This is a genomic window from Clostridioides sp. ES-S-0001-03 (genome assembly GCF_020676075.1).
GTDB lineage: Bacteria > Bacillota > Clostridia > Peptostreptococcales > Peptostreptococcaceae > Clostridioides.
In genome coordinates, this window is the sequence record NZ_JACVWJ010000005.1 from 22,794 (window position 1) to 42,969 (window position 20,176).

The 20,176-nt window shown below is 27.5% G+C and carries 18 protein-coding genes and 1 pseudogene; 7 read left to right on the plus strand and 12 right to left on the minus strand.

Annotated elements, in window-relative coordinates; genetic code table 11:
• Positions 1-19 precede the first annotated feature (19 nt).
• Together IC174_RS11220 and IC174_RS11225 are read right to left on the minus strand one after the other, a co-directional pair.
• Complete coding sequence (locus IC174_RS11220) at positions 20-1,882, minus strand: ABC transporter ATP-binding protein (protein ID WP_227482924.1); 1,863 nt, start codon at positions 1,880-1,882, stop codon at positions 20-22.
• 35 nt (positions 1,883-1,917) lie between these two features.
• The gene (locus IC174_RS11225; protein WP_227482925.1) at positions 1,918-3,645 is read right to left on the minus strand and encodes an ABC transporter ATP-binding protein; all 1,728 of its coding nucleotides are present in this window, start codon (positions 3,643-3,645) and stop codon (positions 1,918-1,920) included.
• 72 nt (positions 3,646-3,717) lie between these two features.
• Here IC174_RS11225 and IC174_RS11230 point away from each other — a divergent pair, with 72 nt between their 5' ends.
• Entirely contained in the window at positions 3,718-4,548 is an 831-nt protein-coding gene (locus IC174_RS11230) for a MerR family transcriptional regulator (RefSeq protein ID WP_227482926.1), read from the plus strand.
• Positions 4,549-4,709: 161 nt separating this feature from the next.
• Here the strand turns inward: IC174_RS11230 and IC174_RS11235 are convergent, their stop codons facing one another.
• Positions 4,710-5,333, minus strand: a complete 624-nt coding sequence (locus tag IC174_RS11235; protein ID WP_227482927.1) for a hypothetical protein — start codon at positions 5,331-5,333, stop codon at positions 4,710-4,712.
• Positions 5,334-5,387: 54 nt separating this feature from the next.
• Positions 5,388-6,467 (minus strand): amidohydrolase family protein, encoded by a 1,080-nt coding sequence (locus tag IC174_RS11240; RefSeq protein ID WP_227482928.1) that lies wholly within the window; start codon positions 6,465-6,467, stop codon positions 5,388-5,390.
• 206 nt (positions 6,468-6,673) lie between these two features.
• On the opposite strand from IC174_RS11240, the gene IC174_RS11245 reads away from it, so the two are divergent.
• The 4 genes from IC174_RS11245 to IC174_RS11260 all read left to right on the plus strand — a co-directional run bounded on the left by IC174_RS11245 (position 6,674) and on the right by IC174_RS11260 (position 9,505).
• Positions 6,674-8,239 carry a helix-turn-helix domain-containing protein gene (locus IC174_RS11245; protein ID WP_227482929.1) on the plus strand — a complete coding sequence of 522 codons (1,566 nt, stop codon included), beginning with the start codon at positions 6,674-6,676 and terminating at the stop codon, positions 8,237-8,239.
• A gap of 97 nt (positions 8,240-8,336) precedes the next feature.
• A complete protein-coding gene (locus IC174_RS11250; protein WP_227436649.1) occupies positions 8,337-8,744 on the plus strand; it encodes a helix-turn-helix domain-containing protein in 408 nt (135 codons plus the stop codon).
• A gap of 14 nt (positions 8,745-8,758) precedes the next feature.
• Entirely contained in the window at positions 8,759-9,091 is a 333-nt protein-coding gene (locus IC174_RS11255) for a hypothetical protein (protein WP_227436650.1), read from the plus strand.
• 9 nt (positions 9,092-9,100) lie between these two features.
• Entirely contained in the window at positions 9,101-9,505 is a 405-nt protein-coding gene (locus IC174_RS11260; RefSeq protein ID WP_227482930.1) for a DUF2185 domain-containing protein, read from the plus strand.
• A gap of 187 nt (positions 9,506-9,692) precedes the next feature.
• On the opposite strand, the gene IC174_RS11265 is transcribed toward IC174_RS11260, so the two are convergent.
• The 3 genes from IC174_RS11265 to IC174_RS11275 all read right to left on the minus strand — a co-directional run bounded on the left by IC174_RS11265 (position 9,693) and on the right by IC174_RS11275 (position 13,716).
• On the minus strand, positions 9,693-11,306 hold the full coding sequence (locus tag IC174_RS11265) for a sensor domain-containing diguanylate cyclase (RefSeq protein ID WP_227482931.1): 1,614 nt from the start codon (positions 11,304-11,306) through the stop codon (positions 9,693-9,695).
• A 216-nt stretch (positions 11,307-11,522) separates the two neighbouring features.
• Positions 11,523-13,010: a sensor histidine kinase gene (locus tag IC174_RS11270; RefSeq protein ID WP_227482932.1), complete on the minus strand. Its 1,488-nt coding sequence runs from the start codon at positions 13,008-13,010 to the stop codon at positions 11,523-11,525.
• A complete protein-coding gene (locus IC174_RS11275) occupies positions 13,000-13,716 on the minus strand; it encodes a response regulator transcription factor (RefSeq protein ID WP_054269556.1) in 717 nt (238 codons plus the stop codon). The genes IC174_RS11270 and IC174_RS11275 overlap by 11 nt, the downstream gene beginning before the upstream one ends.
• A 480-nt stretch (positions 13,717-14,196) precedes the next feature.
• Between IC174_RS11275 and IC174_RS11280 the strand changes: the two genes are divergently transcribed.
• On the plus strand, positions 14,197-14,616 hold the full coding sequence (locus IC174_RS11280; protein ID WP_227482933.1) for a hypothetical protein: 420 nt from the start codon (positions 14,197-14,199) through the stop codon (positions 14,614-14,616).
• Between the two features lie 90 nt (positions 14,617-14,706).
• Here IC174_RS11280 and nagB read toward each other — a convergent pair whose 3' ends face one another.
• The 3 genes from nagB to IC174_RS11295 form a co-directional block, all read right to left on the minus strand.
• Positions 14,707-15,456, minus strand: a complete 750-nt coding sequence (gene nagB / locus IC174_RS11285; RefSeq protein ID WP_227436662.1) for a glucosamine-6-phosphate deaminase — start codon at positions 15,454-15,456, stop codon at positions 14,707-14,709.
• 102 nt (positions 15,457-15,558) lie between these two features.
• A complete protein-coding gene (gene nagA / locus IC174_RS11290) occupies positions 15,559-16,692 on the minus strand; it encodes an N-acetylglucosamine-6-phosphate deacetylase (protein ID WP_227436664.1) in 1,134 nt (377 codons plus the stop codon).
• Positions 16,693-16,701: 9 nt separating this feature from the next.
• Positions 16,702-17,436 (minus strand): GntR family transcriptional regulator, encoded by a 735-nt coding sequence (locus IC174_RS11295; RefSeq protein ID WP_227436666.1) that lies wholly within the window; start codon positions 17,434-17,436, stop codon positions 16,702-16,704.
• A gap of 292 nt (positions 17,437-17,728) precedes the next feature.
• Here IC174_RS11295 and IC174_RS11300 point away from each other — a divergent pair, with 292 nt between their 5' ends.
• The gene (locus tag IC174_RS11300) at positions 17,729-18,571 is read left to right on the plus strand and encodes a S1 RNA-binding domain-containing protein (protein WP_227482934.1); all 843 of its coding nucleotides are present in this window, start codon (positions 17,729-17,731) and stop codon (positions 18,569-18,571) included.
• An 88-nt stretch (positions 18,572-18,659) separates the two neighbouring features.
• On the opposite strand, the gene IC174_RS11305 is transcribed toward IC174_RS11300, so the two are convergent.
• Positions 18,660-19,475 carry an ABC transporter permease gene (locus tag IC174_RS11305; RefSeq protein ID WP_227482935.1) on the minus strand — a complete coding sequence of 272 codons (816 nt, stop codon included), beginning with the start codon at positions 19,473-19,475 and terminating at the stop codon, positions 18,660-18,662.
• A 10-nt stretch (positions 19,476-19,485) separates the two neighbouring features.
• Positions 19,486-20,172, minus strand: a pseudogene (locus IC174_RS11310) (response regulator transcription factor).
• Positions 20,173-20,176: the final 4 nt, after the last annotated feature.

Below are 20,176 nucleotides of genomic sequence, written 5' to 3' on the forward strand. Positions count from 1 at the left end.
ATCATATTAATTATTTTAATTACACAACTTCTTCGTCATATTCACTTGAAAATTGGCTATTATAAAGTTCTTCATAAAATCCTTTATTTTCAATAAGTTCTTTGTGATTTCCTTGTTCAATAATAGTACCTTCTTTCATTACTAATATTAAATCCGCATCACGAATAGTGGATAATCTATGTGCAATAACGAAGCTAGTTCTTCCCTTCATTAAGTTATTCATTGCCTTTTGAATCTCAACCTCTGTTCTAGTATCTACGCTAGAGGTTGCCTCATCAAGAATTAACACTGATGGGTCTGAAAGTATTGCCCTGGCAATTGTTAAAAGTTGTTTCTGACCTTGAGATAGATTAGAAGCATCCTCAGTCAATACGGTATCATAACCTTTAGGTAAAGTTCTTATAAAGTGGTCTACTCTTGCTGATTTTGCTGCATTTACAATCTCATCCATTGTAGCATCTGACTTACTATAAGCAATATTTTCTTTTATACTACCATTAAATAGCCATGTATCTTGTAGAACCATTCCAAACATAGTTCTAAGTTCTCCACGTTTTAAGTCTTTTATATTAACTCCATCAATAGTAATTCTTCCACCTTGTATCTCATAAAACCTCATAAGTAAATTTACAAGAGTTGTCTTCCCAGCTCCTGTAGGTCCAACAATTGCAATCTTATCTCCTGCATTCAATTTAATATTAATGTCTTTCATAAGAATAGAATCATCACTATATCCAAATTTAACATGTTCAAATTCCACTTTACCTTTAGGCATGTTGATAACTTTTGAATCTTCTTTGTCCTTTATTTCTTCAACTTCATCCATAACTTTAAAAACTCTCTCTGCAGATGCAATTGCAGCTTGAAGCATATTTACAATATAAGATATCTCTGTAGTAGGCTCTGATGCTTGATTTACATATTGTATAAACGCCTGTATACTACCAAGAGTCATTGCTCCAGTTGATGCAAATACACCTCCCACAACTGCTATAATAACATACCCAATTTGATTTATAAATCTAATAATTGGAGATATAGCATATGATGAGAATTGAGCTTTTCTACTAGCATTATAAAGATTTTGATTTAATTCTTTGAAGTTTTTTATAGTATCTTTTTCTTTACTAAATGCCTTGACTACTATTTGACCAGTAAACATCTCTTCTATATTGCTATTTAATTCTCCCAATGCTTTTTGATTTTCTGAAAATCTATTTTGTGATTTTCTTGCAATTATAACAGTAATACCTAAGGAAACAAGCAATGTTACAGCTGATACTATTGTAAGTGGTATACTTATGCTTATCATCATTACAATAGAACCAATCACTGTGACCACTGCCGTAATAAGTTGCATTAACCCTTCTTGTAAACTATCTGCTACCTTCTCTAAATCATTTGTGACGATACTAAGTGTTTCCCCTTTTTTGTGGGAATCATAGTACTTAAGAGGAAGCTTATTTAATTTATCACTTAAATCTTTTCTCATGTTAAGAACTAAATTTTGTGCAACCCCTGACATAATATATTGTTGTATATATATGAATACTGCACTAATCAAATATAACCCTAGAAGTATTGATATTATACCTCCCATAGTACTAAAATTCACACTGAACTTTGTACCTGTTTGAACTGCAGTTTTAATCCCATTAAATAATTGGTCAATAGCTTTTCCCATAACCATTGGTGCTAAAACTGTAAGAGTTGAACTTACTAATACTGAAATAAAAATCATTAATAACTTAAATTTTTGTTTCTTCATATATTTCAATAATCTTTTAGTAGTCTTTTTTGCATTTTTAGCTTTTTCTGCTGACATACCATCCTCAAAACTAAGTACATCTACATCTTGTTTTTCTGTTATTTTTTCACTCATATTACACCTCCAAATACACAGATTGATTCTTCACTCTATGCAAGTTCTTCTTTACTAAGCTGTGAATCTGCGATTTGCTTATAAACTTCACAATTTTCAAGTAACTCTTTATGTTTTCCTATACCTACAATTTCTCCATCATTCAAAACTATAATCTGATTAGCATCCATAATTGTACTTATACGCTGTGCTATAATTATGGCTGATGAATCTTTAATTTCATTCTTCAATGCTTTTCTAAGCCTTTTATCTGTATTGAAATCTAATGCAGAAAAGCTATCATCAAAAACATATACTTCTGGTTTTCTAACTAATGCCCTTGCAATAGATATTCTCTGTTTCTGGCCGCCAGATAAGTTATTTCCTCCTTGTGCTACGAACGAATCATACTTATCTTCCATATCAGAAATAAATTCATCAGCTTGGGCTACATTTGCAGCATATTTTACTTCTTCAATACTTGCATCTTCTTTTCCATATCTTATATTTTCTTCTATTGTCCCACTAAATAAAAAGGCTTTTTGTGGTACAAATCCAATCTTGTCTCTAAGCTCTTTTTGAGGCATGTTCTTAATATCTTGACCATTTATAGATATTTCTCCAGATTGAATTTCAAAAAAACGTGGTATTATATTTGCAATAGTAGATTTACCAGAACCAGTGCTTCCTATAATTGCAGTTACTTCTCCAGATTTTGCTTCAAATGTTATATTGTTTAAAACAGGTTCCTCCGACTGTGAATATGAAAAAGTTACATTTTTAAATACTAAATGGCCTCTTTCTGAAGTAATATCTTTATATCCATTTCCATCTACAATTTCAGGTTCTATGTCTAAGATTTGGTTTACTCTATCTGCACAAGCTCCTGCTCTAGGTATGTACATAAATACCATTACTCCCATAATTAAATAAAATAATATTAAGATACAATACTCAACCAGTGCCATTATATGACCTATCTCCATATTTCCATTACTTACTCTCATACCACCAAACCAAATTATACTCACTATACCTAAGTTCATTATTAACATTACAACAGGCATAAGTACTGCAAATATTTTATTTATTGAAATTGCTGTTTCAGAATAATCTATTGCAGTTCTATCAAATCTCTTTTTTTCAAAACGACTTCTATCAAAAGCTCTTATAACTCTTACTCCAGTTACTACTTCACGTAATACTCTATTCATATTATCCATCTTTATTTGCATCATTTTAAACAATCTGATAACTTTTTTACCAACCAAAAACGCAGATAACATGAATAGAAACATTACTGTAACAATAATAATTGTCATTACTTTATCTATAGAATATGCTAAGAATAAACCACAAACTGTTATGATTGGTGCTGGTAATACCAACTGAATAAACATAAACAAAGATTGACCTATTAAAGTAATATCACTAGTACTCCTAGTAATCATTGAAGCTGTTCCTATTTTATTAAAATCATTTATTGATAAATCTTGTGATTTTATAAATACTGCTTCTCTAATATCTCTACAAAATCCAGATGAGAGATTTGATGATACTTTGCAAACTAAAACAGCTGATAAAGCTGTTATACCTGCTGCTATCAACATAATTAAACCTGTCTTTACAATATAATCTACATCCCCCTTTACTACACCATTATTTACTATACTTGCTGTAAGTGTTGGTATATATAAAGTTCCAAGAGTTTGTAAAAATGTAAACATCAGCACTGTAACAATTAAAACTCTATATGGTTTTAAAAAACGAATTAATTTTTTCATACAATCACACTCCTTTATAGAATATTATGATAAACTATACTGTAACAGGATAGTCAAGGAGGAATTTTAATTATGAGTCAAATTTCGAAAAATTATTTCACAACTGGAGAATTTGCAAAGATTTGTGGAGTCAATAAAAAGACGCTTTTTCATTATGATGATATAGGTCTTTTCTCTCCAGAGTTAAAGAAGGAAAACGGATATAGATACTACTCATACCATCAACTCAGTATTTTTGGTATAATTTCTTCTCTTAAGGAAATTAAAATGCCTTTAAAAGAAATTAAAGCTTATATAGATAAACGAACTCCGAATTTACTAATTGAACTTTTAGAAAAGAAAACTCTTGATATTAACAATGAAATTGAAAAATTGAATAATATTAAGGCTTTAATGGAGTCTACTATTTCATTTACTAAAAAAGCATGTAATATAGATGCAAATACGATTACTTTAGAAGAACATGAGGAAGAGTATTTAGTCAAAACGCCTCTTACTTATAAAGAACCCTTTCTTGGAGATGATGATGAAAACTTTTTATATGAATGTATTAACTTTATGGATAACTATGATTTAGGTGATGATGGTATGATTGGTTCAATCATTAAAGGCGAAGATATAATGAATAGAGATTTTGAGTCATATTCATATTTATTTACAAAAGTTAATAAAGACTATAAGAAATATCCTACATCAATCAAACCAAAAGGGCTTTATGTAACTGCTTATCATAAAGGAAGTTATGAAACTATTAATAAAACTTATGAAAAACTATTAGAATTTTTCAATCAAAATAATTTATATATGGGAGATTTTGTTTATGAAGAATATCTTCTATATGATATAAGTGTAAGAGATTCTAATGAATATCTAACTCAAATATCAGCAGAAGTTAAAATGTAAAAGGAGATACTAAAGAATACAAAAATGAATGTAAAGATTAATAATGAGTATAGCAAATTAAATAAATTTTATAATAGTATTATCTAAAGCATACAGAAGTTTATTTAAAAAGATGTAAGTGATTTTATATAAAATCACCTACATCTTTATTTATATTTAAACTAATTTCTAGAGTTATCTAATAGCCATTTTTCTGCATCTTTATAAAGTCTATCAACCTTCTCTGGTCTATCTATTCCGGGGAGTTCTTGATTTATTTTATATCCATCTGTACTAAGCATATAAGAAAGACTTGCATATGAAGGTCTATAATCCTTTATATCTTCCTTAGAAATTTTGACATCCCCATCCTGATAAACAGGTAAAATTATATCTTTTTCATATATAGCATCCATAGATATTATATACCACATATCGTCTATCTTTTGAGTCTTATACAGAAACTTGACATCTGACTGAAGTTCAACTAAATTTCCATCTATTTCATTTCTAATATGGATAGCTCCCATTGTAATTGATACTGCCTTATCTTTATTTACCCAAACTAATGTATCACAAATTTTATGTGGCGCATAAGATTTCATCTTACTTGATTCTTCTACGAACCCCTCTCCACTACCTTGATACCAAGATATTGAAACAGTAGATTCCTTTGCAAAACATTTTTTCATTTCATCCCATAACGCATTATCTCTACAAAACCTTTCAAATTCTATAAGCTCTTTTACACTATTTTTATCCACTATATCTTCTATAGAATTTTTTCCTGGTCTACTTAATAACATGTTCTCAATCTCCTTTAACATAAACTTCTTTTATTTTTAACAATACTCAATTCATTATCTTACTTTATTACCCTTTATCCATACACCTTTTATATTTCTAGTTGCTGCTATATCTTTAATTGGGTCACCTTCAACCATTACTAAATCAGCTCTTTTTCCCTCTTTTATTACTCCACGGTCATTAAGACCTAATAATTTTGCTGGTAAACTTGTTGCACTCTCAAGTACTTCAATTGTATTAAGACCTGCCTTAACTAATAATTCAAATTCACGATGAAGAGATTCCCCATGTTTCACTATACTAATAGAATTTTCATCATTATTTGCATCAGTTCCAGCTAATATCATCACTCTAGCTTTTTTCAATGTAGCTGTATTTTCTATTGCTGTTTCTAACCTAACATCTTCTCTTCCTGTAGCTTTTTTTATATTTGATACTATACTTTCCATCATAACTATAGTTGGAATTGATATAAGATTTTTCTCTTTTATCCTTTTGGCTACATCATCAGATAATTTACCTATAAAAGGAATATGATTTATTACATCAACATTTGCTTTTTCTGCATATTCATAAGCTATAGTTGTAGGTGCATGAGCAAATACTTTTTTACCATGTTCATGAGATATTTCAACTACTCTTTTTATTGTCTCAAAATCAAAAGCCGTTTTAGATGTTTTAGGGTCTTCTATTATGATTTTTACAAAATCTGCTCCTTGTTTAATTTGTTTCTTAGCAAAATTTTCAGCATCTTCAATAGTGTGTATTTTACTATCTTTAAACCCCATTCCCATAAGATGAGGGTGCGATTCTGGTGCAACAGGTTCATATACACTACGAATATCAGTTAATCCGTCTAAATTTCTTAAAGATTCTACTACATCTTTACTATTAGTTGCCATATCAAGCATAGTAGTTATACCCCAATCAGTTGCGTCCTCCAAGTTTTTTAAACTATCCAAATGTATATGAGAATCAATAAATCCTGGAAGTAAAGTGCATCCTTCTCCATCTATAGTAATATCAGATATTGTTTTTGATGATATCACACCATCTTCTATTACAACACTCCTTTGTTCTGAAAGTTTTTCTCCATCAAATATTTTAACATTAGTAATTTTAGTTATTGCCATACTTCACCCTCCCTTTATTTTTATTTATTAAAAATTTAATTCTTATTTAATTAAAAATTTCTTACTTTGATATTTTCTTAATTTATATAACTAATTATATATAAATTAATTTACCTAAACTATGTGTTATAATCTAAACTTTAATGTAAAATATACTATATTGATTGTGCTATAGTACAATCAAGTATAATTAGAGAAGGTTTAGCATGAAATTAACAGATTTAATGAAAGATATATCTCAATATATCTCAGTATTAAAGCCATTTCCAGATGAATATATAGACATTACTAGCTTGAATATTTATAAGAATAATCAAACTGAATTTACTACTGGATGTTTATATTTAGGAAATATATCAGATATTACTGTGGATTTGAACAATATAAATTTTTTAGGTATATTTATACAAAATGAAGTTAACATTGATTTAGAAAGATATAATTTAAACTCAGATATTTGTATCATAAAATCAAAAAAAGAGAAATATGACCTTTTTAGTGAATTGTTAAATATTATGAATCAAGAAATACGTCTTAGTTTATGTTCTCAAAGGTTTTTTGATGTGGTTTCTGAGAATAAAGGCATACAATATTTAATTGATATAGCACATGAAGAATTTGGCTATCCCATGATAATTCGTGACTCTACCTTCAAAATTTTAGCTCATTCTTATGATGTTAGTGATATATTGCAACTTACTGAAGATTCTAATGGAGATAAATATTTAGACGAAGAAACTATAAATTACATAAAATATCAAAATATACATAAAAAAATACATTATAATAAATCTATTAAAGAAGAAAATAAACCAGACAACTGGATTGGTACATTAATCTCATCCGTGTGTGTAGAAGAAATTGAAATAGCTCATATAGCTATCTGTGAATGGAAAATTCCATTTAATAAATTTCACTTCAAATTATTAGAATCGCTTAATAAAGCTTTATCTCTAGAACTGCAAAAAAATAATCTGTTTAATATAGATAAAAAACTTATTCCTAATTATATACTTTCTGATTTGTTGGAAAAAAAGTATCTAGATGATGATACTATAAGCAGAAGATTTCATTATCTAAATTGGACTAAGTCAAATTCATTAAACATAATGGTAATAGTAAACAAAGATAATAATTACTTTGACAGTAAAGTTCCTTTTATTATGCAGTCTTTAAGTGCATTTATACCATCTAATAATTGTGTAGTATACAAGTCTACTTTAGTTGTTTTTATTAATGATTCTTTAATTCATAATTTAATTGAGCATGAAAATAAAGACTTTATTAATTACTTAAAACTAAATTCACTTTATGCTGGAATAAGCCCAAGATTTTCAAAGCTATCTGATAGTTGGAAGTATTATATTCAAGCCAAAAAAGCTAGTGAAATTGCTCAAAAATATGACATAAACTTTTCTCCATTTGGGAAAAGCATACCATATATCCTCTACGAGCTACTTAGTACCAACTATGATTTATATGACCTCAATCATCCTGCTGTAACCAAACTAATTGAAGAAGATAAAAAAAATGGTTCTAATTTTTTAGAGACCTTAAAGCAATATATCTACTTTAATAATTCACCAAGCAAAGCAGCTGAAGTTTTAAATATCCATAGAAATACTCTGTTTTATAGAATTAATAAAATAAAAGAAATTACAGGTATTACACTAGATTATGCTGATGAAATACTTCAGATTTATATTTCTATAAAAATGATTGAAATTAACTCAAGAAATAAGACCTGTTTCAACACATATACAGGCATGTAAAAATATTTTGACACACTTAAATCACTATTGTAAAAGATATTTGATAGATTTTATCCTCTCAATATGACAAAATAATTATAAAAGGAGCGATAGCTACATGGAAATTGGAAAGAAACTGAAAAATGCTCGTATAAATTCTGGATTGACACAGGAAAAAGTTGCAGAAAAAATTAATGTATCACGACAAACAATTTCAAATTGGGAAAATGAGAAATCTTATCCAGATATTATAAGCGTCATCAAACTAAGTGATTTGTATTCAATTAGCTTAGATGAATTATTGAAAGGAGATAATAAAATGATTGAACATTTAAAAGAAAGTACAAATCTAGTTAATAGTAATAAAAAGTTAATAACTGCAATTATTATCAATATTATATTACTTATTTTATTTGTGCTATTTAATAGCTTTATACCAGACAACTACTACTTTATGGTTAGTGTATTTTGTACAGCAATAATAAGTTCATCAGCATTGTTCTACCAAATTATAAGAAAATTTTAGGAGGTGTACTCATTATGGAAGTGAATAAAACTATGCTTATTTTGATATGTTTTGCTGTAGCTCTTGTGGGTTCAGTTGGTGTTGTATATCAAATTTATCATATGACTGTGATTGATGCAAAAGCTCGTGGATTAAAACATCCTAAATTGTGGGGATTATTTGCTATGAATGGTAATAATTCGAGTGGTTTAATAATATACTTAATAGGTAGACGAAAATACCCTATTATAGATATGTCTAAAGAAGATTGTAAAGAAATTGAATCTAGAAAAAAATCAGTTGGAGTTGGATTGATTTTTTTGGCTATCAGCGCTATAGGTTTGGTAATATGTATTACATTATTTTGAGTTAAGAAAATGCTAATTGCTTTTGGAGATACAGATACACAAGAGTATATTGATAATCCTAAAAACATGACAATTGTAGATTTTAATACTCTTGTTAATATTGAACCAACTACTTTAAATATTTTTTATATGCCTATAGGAACAGACCTAGAATTTCGCTCTGATAAAAGTGGAAAATATTTTATTGACACAAACACAAGGAAAGAAATTAGAGAACTAGTTAAACATCCTGCACAAATAGCATTTGAAAAGAATCTAAAATTTTTAAATCAGGAAAATTATCCAGTAGAATTCTTTCAAAACTTGTTTCAGAAAAGCCACAAACTTGAACCCTTCATTGTGGGAGAGACAGATTTTCCAAGTGGAGAAGTCACAGAACTTACAATACCATTTATGAATCCTACATATTTTTAAACTATAAAACTTATTGACAATTTGGTTTTAATAAATAGAATTCTTTTAAAATACATAGTGCTTAATTAGACATGAAAATAAGGCTATGCTTTTTATGGTCATAGCCTTTAACAAATACTTACAAATTCACTACATGAGTCAATTTTTTTAATAATTTAACTATATACTCAAACTATATCTTCTAAATTCACTGTATATATAATTCTTCTTCAAATAAACAGTAAGAATTTTTTCCAGAGGCCTTTACATTATAAAGAGCTCTATCTGCATTTTTAAACAATTCTAAAAATGAATTTCCATTTTGAGGATGTCTTGCAATACCTATACTAACAGAAGCCTCAAAGCTAAAACTTAAATCATTGTAGTTCTCATAAAGTACTCTATTTAATTCTTTAGCTTTTTTATGCAAATTTACTTCTGAATGATAATCTTGCATATATACTACAAATTCATCTCCACCAATTCTTCCAACTAAATCTTCATTCCCAAAACTATCTTGTATCTTCTCAGCAAAAGTTTTTAATACAAAATCACCAAATGGATGCCCAAAATTATCATTTATTTCCTTAAAATCGTCCAAATCAATAATGAATAATGCATCTTTTTTATTGCTTTTATTTGTAGATATAACTTCTTCTACTAATTTTTCAAAGGTACCTTTATTGTATATATTTGTCAATGAGTCACTTTCTGCTCTAGTTTTCAACTCTTCGTATTTTTTTATATCACTATCTACATCTACAATTACGCCTACAACCTTCAAAAGTTCATTTTCATCATTAAAAATCTTTGTTACTGATGTTCTACACCAAAGGTATTCGCCATTAGATTTTTTTAAACGATAGATTACCTGATTATGTTTGTTATTTTCTTTAATACACTTAAGAAACTCTTCAAATCCACTATAATCTTCCTGATGAACTAATTCTTTATCCATAATCTCTTTTAAAAGATTGTCACATTTACTACTATATCCAAATTTTTCATTCCATGCTTGAGATACAAATGATTTATTTTCTTTAGCATTCCATTCAAAGACAACAGAGTCAGTCTGTTCAACAATAATTTTATAACGTTCATTACTGAGCCTTAATTCTTCCTTATGAATTATTTCTTGCTCAAGTATTTCATACTTCATAGATAATTTAGTTTTATCTATAATAGATTTAAATAGATAAAACACGATAAAATTAATATATAAAATACCAACACTTGATATTAAGTTTAGAAATTTTAAACTTTCAGAACTAAAAAAATTATTTACATCAAAGATAGAAATAGTCAGAAATAAGCTGAACAAAGGTATTGCAAGTAAAATAACCCAATACTTTATTGGCATATCTGAATGTACATCTTTTTTAAATAAACAAACTATCTTGCATATAAATAAAAAAACTATCTTAGATAAAATTGTGGCTGGTACTCTTATAGTATTGTTTTCAAACATTATTTCGAAGCCTTCTTTTATAAATAAAACAAAAATACTTGTTACCACAATTTCTGATAATATAAAGAATACATTTAATAAAACAGTCGCAAACAATCGTGTCTTTGTATTTCCTTCATATAAAAATGATGATGAAAAAATAAGGATGAAAATTAAAGGTGTTGTGATTACAGGATTTAAAGTTATTAAATTACAGACTCCTAAACATATTATAAAACCCAATCTAGCATATCTTACAGCTCTTGTATATCCTTCTTTCTGACCTAAAAAATCTGATAAAAACATATGGACAACAAAAGCTTCAAAGATAACTGTTACTAAATTTGTAATATCAAAAAGCAGTTGTTCTTTCATACATATTTTTTATAAAATAAGAAGCTTACTTAAGCTAAATACACTTCAGATTTTACTTTTCCTTTCTGCATATATATTTAAGCACCTACTTTAATTGTCAACCATTATAATATATGTCAGCTTAATATTGTTCTTTTTTCAACAGTATACAATAGATATATGTAAAAAACAACTTCAAATATTGACATATTTCTTTAATATATATCAATATTATCTTTATAACTTAAATACTATAGTAAACTTAGCTCCTTTTTTACCATTTTCCGCATATATACGTCCACCATGTTTATTTACAATAGATTTAACTATTGATAATCCAATTCCATGATTTCCCCCAACTCCCTTATAAAATCGTTCAAAAATATGAGGTAAATCGTCTTTATTAATCCCAATCCCATCATCTTCAACTACAACAACTATATTTTTTTGATTATATTTACATACTATTTTAATTTCACTCTTAGCATACCTTAAAGCATTTTCTATAAGATTCATAAATGCTTTGGATACATTTTTTTCATCACATTCAAATAGAACCATTTCTTCATCAAACTCATAAATAAATTTTATACCTTTATTTGCCGCTCTTACATTTTGTCTAGAACCACAGTTTGAAAGTACTTCCCTTAAATCACATTCTACAAGGTCATAATCTTTAGTTATGTTATCAATTTTAGAAATATATAACAAATCTTCAACCATATCACTCAACCTATCACTTTCTTCAAGTATTATATCACTTGCATGTTTGCTATCTATTACATTATACTTTATGGCTTCTGCATAACCTTTAATGGACATAAGTGGAGTCCTAAGTTCATGAGAAGCATTTTGAAAAAATATTTTTTGTTCATTATCATACTTATCAAGATATTCAGCACTCTTATTCATAATATTTGAAAGTTCTACTAATTCCTTATCTGAAAAGTCAAAGTAAGTTCTTTTAAAATCTCCTTGACCCATTTTTTTTGCAAAACCACATAACTCTTTTATCGGCTTAGCAATTTTTTCAGATAAAACTACTGCTGTAAATATTGCTAATATCCCCGCAAAGCACATTACAAATATCAATACAATATTTATCTTTTGAACTAGATTTAAAGTCTTTGATATATCTATAAAAAGAATCAAATATTTATCTTGTTCTCCATATATACTAGTAATTTTTACAGTAGAAATATAATAATCTTTACTTCCAGTGGATATACGTGTGTTTTCATCTGAGTTTAAGTCGAATTTTTCATTTTGGATACACTTTTTAATCGATTCCATCTCATCAATATTCTTTAAGAAATCATCCTCTCTTGTTGGAAATATCAAGTTATACTTTGAATCAACCACCATAGCATCAGCATCTGATTGTGTTTCTGCCATCCTAACTTTATCTTGTACATTTCTCATAAAATTAGATAATGCTTTTGGAGGAAGCTTTCCATCATCTTGAGGAGGCTTAATAGGTCTAAAATTGCTATCCATATGTTCTACTATTTCTGTAGATTTTGTTAGTTCTTCATTTGCAGTCGTTTTTATGTACGTATCAAGCAATATATTAAAAGATACTAATATTATCATAAAGACTACAATTATTAAACACAATATGCTCAATAAAATTCTAGTTTTTATGCTTATATTTTTCTTTGAAAATTTTAATTTAAATATGGATTTAATCTTATTTCCTCTCTTTTTATCATTTTTATTTTCCATCTGAATTTTTCTCCTTTAATCTAAACCCAAAACCCCAGACAGTTTCTATCAAAATATTTGTATCTAAAATTTTTTTACGTAGTCTCTTTACCGTATCGTCAGCAGCTCTTGTCTCAACTTCTATATCATATCCCCATATTTTATTTAATAATTCATCTCTAGAAACTGCTCTGTCTCTATTTTCAAACAAATAAGTTAATAAGTTGTATTCATTTGGTGTTAAGTCTATATTGTCACTTTTATTTGTAACGATTTTATTTTTTTTATTTATTGTTATATCACCAAATTTCAATTCCATATCTACAGAATCACCATACTTATCATAAATTTGTTTCTTTTCAAATTCTATCCTTCTAAATATCGACTTTACTCTCATAACTAAAGACATTGGGCTAAATGGCTTTGTAAAATAATCATCACTACCCAAAGTTATCCCTGTAATATAATCTATATCTGTATCTCTTGCAGTAAGCATTATTATTGGAACAGTACTCTTCTCACGAAGTTTCGTACATACATCAAAACCACTTAAACCAGGCATCATTATATCTAGGATTACTAAGTCACACTCTTTTTTATTAAATTGCTCTAAAAGTTCGTCACCTGTTTTAAAATCCATAACATCATGGCCTTCATTTTTTAAGAATGTCTTTACCAAATTTCTTATATTATCTTCGTCATCTGCTATATAAATTAACTTATTCATACACTCACTCCTTAATAAACTCTTAATTTAAATTAAATAGTATAAATACATTGATTAAACAATAAAATCCCAATATGTAATATAAATAATATTTTTTACTATATTTAAATTATATCAGCTTTTTATGGTACATTAGTTTTAAAATTGTTTAGATTTTAAGGCAATTTTAAGGCAAAAACAAATTATTATAGAATTTATCAGACTCAATACAAAATGTTATAAAATAATAATCCAACTTCTAACTATATTTATTCATTTTCTACCAAAACTGATATTTCTCAGACTTTTTATTGAATATTCAAACAATTAATATTATAGTTATATTAAGTAATACAGTTTACTTCAAGCATAAAAAACATTTATTCATATATCATACTTATTCCATTCTCAATTAATTTTATGGATTTCTTAAACTCATTGACAAAATTATATTTCAACAAAATAAAACTAGGTAAAGTATCTCTGAAGGGAGAATTTAAAATGAAAAAAACGCTTAGATATCTTTTATTTTTAATTATTCTATTAAGTATGTATTTTTTAGCTGTTAAATTGAATTTTGACTTCTATCGTAAATTTGGCACTGGTTTTATGCAAGACTTTAAAAAATTTATTTTTATTAATTTAATCTCCTCTGGTGGCATTGGTTTATTGTTAGGAACTGAATTATTTATTAAGGAGTATAAAAAAAATGGCAATTGGTATATTGATATTCCAAGATTAATCCTTCTCTGTCTTCCATCTTTTTTACTAACATTAATGCCTGTATTAATATTTATGTTTCCAGTTGGCAAAATTCCAATTATAGGTAGTTTTATTATGCTTGACCGAATACCACTTAATATAATAATTTTTAATATATTATTTGGATACTTCTTGATAACGAGTTTTCGTAAAAAATAATAACTAAATAACTTAAGTAAAAAATAGCTATCTTTAAATAAATTTTATTATTTAAAGATAGCTATTTTTTACTTAAAACCAATTATATTCTTATACTAATTTATAATCTTTTGGATTCAGTTTACTTGCTGCTGCTTCATCTACTATAACTATAGTATCTTTGTGAAGTTGAAGTATAGAACCAGGAACTTCTGGAGTTATATCCCCATAAACAGTTTTATATACTGCATCAGCTTTTTCTTCTCCTGAAGCTAAAAGTAATATTTTTTTAGATTTTAAAATTGAACCAATTCCCATACTTACAGCTTTTTTAGGAACATCTTCTCTTGATTCAAAGAATCTTGCATTAGCTTCTATTGTAGATTCTGTTAATTCAACTACATGAGTTCTTTTTGCAAATTTATTATCAGGTTCATTAAAACCTATATGAGCATTACGACCTATTCCAAGTACTTGTACATCTATACCACCTGCTCTATCAATAGAAGCTTCGTAATTTATACATTCTTTTTCAATATCATCAGCCATTCCATTTGGTAAATGAGTATTTTCTGACTTAATGTTTACATGATTAAACAGATTTTCTTTCATAAAATAATCATAACTTTGGTCATTAGATATTGGCAACTTATAGTATTCATCTAAATTAAAGCTTATTACATCTGAAAAATCTACTATATTTTCATTATATTTCTTAACTAAATCTCTATACATACCTATTGGTGTACTTCCCGTAGCTAATCCTAATATTGAATTTGGCTTTAAAACTATTTGAGCTGCTATCATTTCAGCTGCTTTTTTACTCATTCCATCATAATCTTTACATACTAATACTCTCATTTTGTTCCTCCTAAATTTTAGCTAATACTTTAATTGATATAAGTTTAATTTATTACTATTTTTATATAACTTTTATTTTATTTAAAGCTTATTTTTTACATTCTACATATTTTTGTATACTACTTCACCCAAGCATAGAGTCATCTTGCAGTCCAAGTTTTCATCAAACACAGCTATATCTGCATCTTTACCTATATCTAGACTTCCTTTTTTATCATTTATGCCTAAAGATGTTGCTGGGTTCAAGGATGCTAAATTAATTGCTTCATTTACTCTAAGGTTTGTATTATTTAAAAAGTTAAGTACCATTTTATTTAAAGATAATACACTACCAGCTAATGCACCATTTTCAAGTCTTGCTTCATTGCCTTTTACTATAACTTTTTGACCTCCAAGAGCATAGTTTCCATCTTCAAGCCCACCTGCTTCAATAGAATCCGTTATTAAAATCAATTTTTCTCTACCTTTATTGTTCAATATAAATTGAAATAAATCTTTATTTATATGGATTGTATCTGCTATTAATTCACTATATACATCAGTTGTAAGTGCTGCACCAACAACACCAGGATCTCTATGGTTTAATCCAGTCATTGCATTAAACATATGAGTTATATTTGTTACACCTAAGTTTATAGCTTCTTTAGCTTGCTCATAACTTGCATTACTGTGACCTATAGATAAAACTATATTTGTACATCTTTTGATTTCTCTAGTAAAGTCAAAGTCTATATCCTTTTCTGGAGCATAAGTTATTACCTTTATAACATTCTTGTATTCTTTGATAAATTCATATTTTGAATTTATTATAAATTTTTCATTTTGTGCCCCCTTATAATTTTCATTTATAAAAGGTCCTTCTAAATGTGCTCCTAATACTTGAGCTCCTCCAAGTTTTCTACTTTTAGCTTTTTTGATAACTTCAAGTGCATCATAAACATGCTCTTTATCCATTGTCATTGTAGTTGGAAGAAAAGATGTTACACCATGTCTCATTATTGATTTTGAAATTGTCTCTATAGATTCATCAGTTGAATCCATTGTGTCTTTTCCCATGTTTCCATGTATATGAATATCAATAAGACCTGGAGAGATATATTTACCACCAACATCTATAACTTCACAATCATTTGGTATCTCATCAGATATATCAATTATTTTTTCATCAAATACTAGTACTTTGTTTTCTAAAATTTGATTCTTTAATATTATTTTCCCATTAATTAAACATTTCACCTTATTCACCTACTCACTCAATACTATTTCATATTGATATTTATCTGTTCTAAATATCGATATGGTATACTCTATAGGATTACCTTCTTTATTATAAGAATTCCTATGAAGTTTAAGGGCTAAAGAACCTTCTTCTGTTTCAAGTAGCTTACTTTCTTCATCTGAAAGTATAATTGGCTCCATTACTTGCTCAGCTTTTTGTATCTTATAGCCATATTTCTCATTCAAAACTCTATATAATGAAGAATTATCTAATATTCCTTTTGTAAGACCTTTACACATTTCTTCTGATAGATACACTATTTCTAATCCAAATGGCTCTCCATCTGTATATCTAAGTCTAATAATTTTATATATATTTGTTGTATTATCACTTATTCCAAGCTTTCTTTTTACTAAATCGTCTGGTAGTTCCATCTCAAAGGATAATATATCAGTTCTTATGTTTACTCCTTTTTCTTTCATTACATCAGTAAAACCTTTTACATTTGAAAACTGATACTTCTTTTTTTGCTTTGCGACGAATGTACCCTTTCCTTGTACCCTATAAAGAAGACCTTCTGTAACTAAGCCAACAATAGTTTTATTCACTGTCATGCGACTTACATTTTGTATATTACAAAGTTCTCTTTCTGGTATTATTGCATCACCTTCTTTAAGTTCACCAGTTTCTATCATCTCTCTTATTATGGCACTTAGTTGAGTATGCAATGGTATATTACTAGATTTATCCACTATTTTCATAAAATCACCACTTTTCAATATGGTATATACCAATTTTGGTATATACCAATTATACTTTAAAAGAAAATTTATTTCAATACTTTTAACTTATTTTGTAAAAATTTTAGGGAAATCTAAAGACAAAAAAGAAATTGGAGTTTATACTATATAAGAAGCTAAATAATTGAAAATGCATGAATAATTACATTATTTATTATAAATTTCACTAATACTAATATATATACTGTGAAACACTACTACATAAGAGTAGTATAACTAAATTGTAAATATAAAATGAGAGGATGATTTTAATTTGATAAAAATAGGTGATTTTAATAAACTTATAGTAAAAAGAAAAACAGAATTTGGATATTTCCTAGATGGACAAACTAATAACACCAAGGATGATGTGCTTCTTCACAATAGATTAATAGGAAAAAATGAAATAAATATAGGCGATGAAGTAGATGCTTTCATATTTAAAGATTCTGATGACAGAACTGCTGCAACTTTAATACCTCCTTTAGCTAAAGTTGGAGATGTTGCTTATCTAAAAGTGGTTGATAACACTGACATTGGTACTTTTATAGATATGGGGCTTACAAAAGACATACTAGTTCCTTTTAAATCTAAGACCTATCCATTGTTTAGAGATGAAAAATATTTATTTTATATATATTTGGATAAAAGCGGAAGAATCGCTGCTACTACAGACATAGATTCATATTTAGAAACAGACCATACTTACAATGTAGGAGATATGGTAAATGGAGTTGTATATGGGTTCCAAACCAATAACTCTGCTATGATATGTGTTGACAATAAATATGCTGGTGTAATCCTTCATAATGAATACTTTACAGAATTAAAAGCTGGAGATGTTCTTGAAAATTTACATGTTATAAAAATATATGATGATGGTAAATTAGGGCTTTCTCCTAGAGGAAACAGAAAAGATGAACTTGATACCTTAGAAAATAAAATTTTAAGCTATTTAGAAGGTTCAGATGGATATATGAGATTTAATGATAAATCTGACCCTAAAGATATTTCTATCTTATTTAATTCAAGTAAGAAAAATTTCAAACGTGCTCTTGGAGTACTTATGAAGAAAGATTTAATTTATCAAGATGAAGATGGAACTTATTTAAAATAAATTATATAACACAAAAATCGAAGTAAAAATGAAAGATATTTTCTATTTCATATTTACTTCGATTTTTTATTTAGGTTACTACCTATATTTATTGTGCATTTACTACATCTATTATGTCTAGTTCACAAATCTTTTTAATTGGTTTTCTTACTGAAAGTAAAGTTATTATTATCATAGTTACCACAATGATAAACAGCAAATCAAAAGGTATTTGCCACTCTATATGAAACTTTAATGTTACTAAAGATACAAATATATACCTATGTAATATTAATCCAAGTACACTCCCCAGTAAACAACCACTTAAAGCATATGTACTTGACTCTACTATTACCATTTTTCTTAATTGCTTATTGGACATGCCTATTGCACGCATAATACCATAGTAATTTATTCTACTTGTAACACTTATATTCATACTGTTTATGATATTAAACATACTTATAATGGCAATTATAAATACAAACCCATATACAAAAATTGCCATAGTGTAAAATGAATTTCTAGCTTCTAAGTTACCTTGTCGCTTATCTCGAACCTCTAAATTATCATCTAGTACACTTCTTATATTTTGAATTAAATTTCCAGGAGCATCTTCATCAACTTGAGTATCAATTATTACATAGTCTTTCATACCTGTTACATTTGTAAAAGTATTTTCAGATGTTATAATATTTCCAATATATTTATCTTTATTAGTAGTGAATACTACTGGTATTTTTGATTTATCAACACCCATACTATGTAAGTATCCAGCTATATTATAATCATGTTCTACCAATGCTCTTTTATAATCATTGGTTATATTTACAACTACTATTTGACCTACTACTATAAACATCAATAAAACGGATATAATAACCAAAAAAAATATTTTTATGTCTTTATTAGAAAATATCTTCATATTAACACCCTCACTTTATAACATTCCATTTGTAACCCATTCTTCTAACTGTTAATAGAAATTTTGGATTTTCAGGATTATCTTCAATCTTATTTCTAAGCCTTCTCACATATACTGACAGAGTGTTATCATCTACAAAACTACCATTTCCATCCCATAACTTGTCCAATATATTTTTTCTTGTAAGTACGATATTTTTATTTTTCATAAATAGGCACAATAATTTATATTCTGCTGTAGTAAGCTCCAGCTAAATTTCATTTTTAAAAACACGATTTTCAAGTAATTTAACAGTAATACTATTTGACTTTAGTTCAGTTACATTTTCATTTGTAAAATTATAACGTCTAAGTAAAGCTTTTATTCTTGAAATTAACTCATTTAATTTAAAAGGTTTTGTTATGTAATCATCTCCACCCATATCAAGCCCCATGACTACATTTACTTCTTCATCAGAAGCAGTTAAAAATATAATTGGCACATTAGAAACTTCTCTTACCTTTTTACAAATATCAAAACCATTACCATCAGGTAAGGATACATCCAAAATCAGTAAATCATAATTTTTTTCTTTGTACATTTGCAATGCTTCTTTTACTGTTCTTGCTATATCAACACTAAAGCCACTCTTTTGTATGGAAAATTCTAATCCATATATCAAGCTTAAATCATCTTCAACCAACAATATACTACTCATCTCA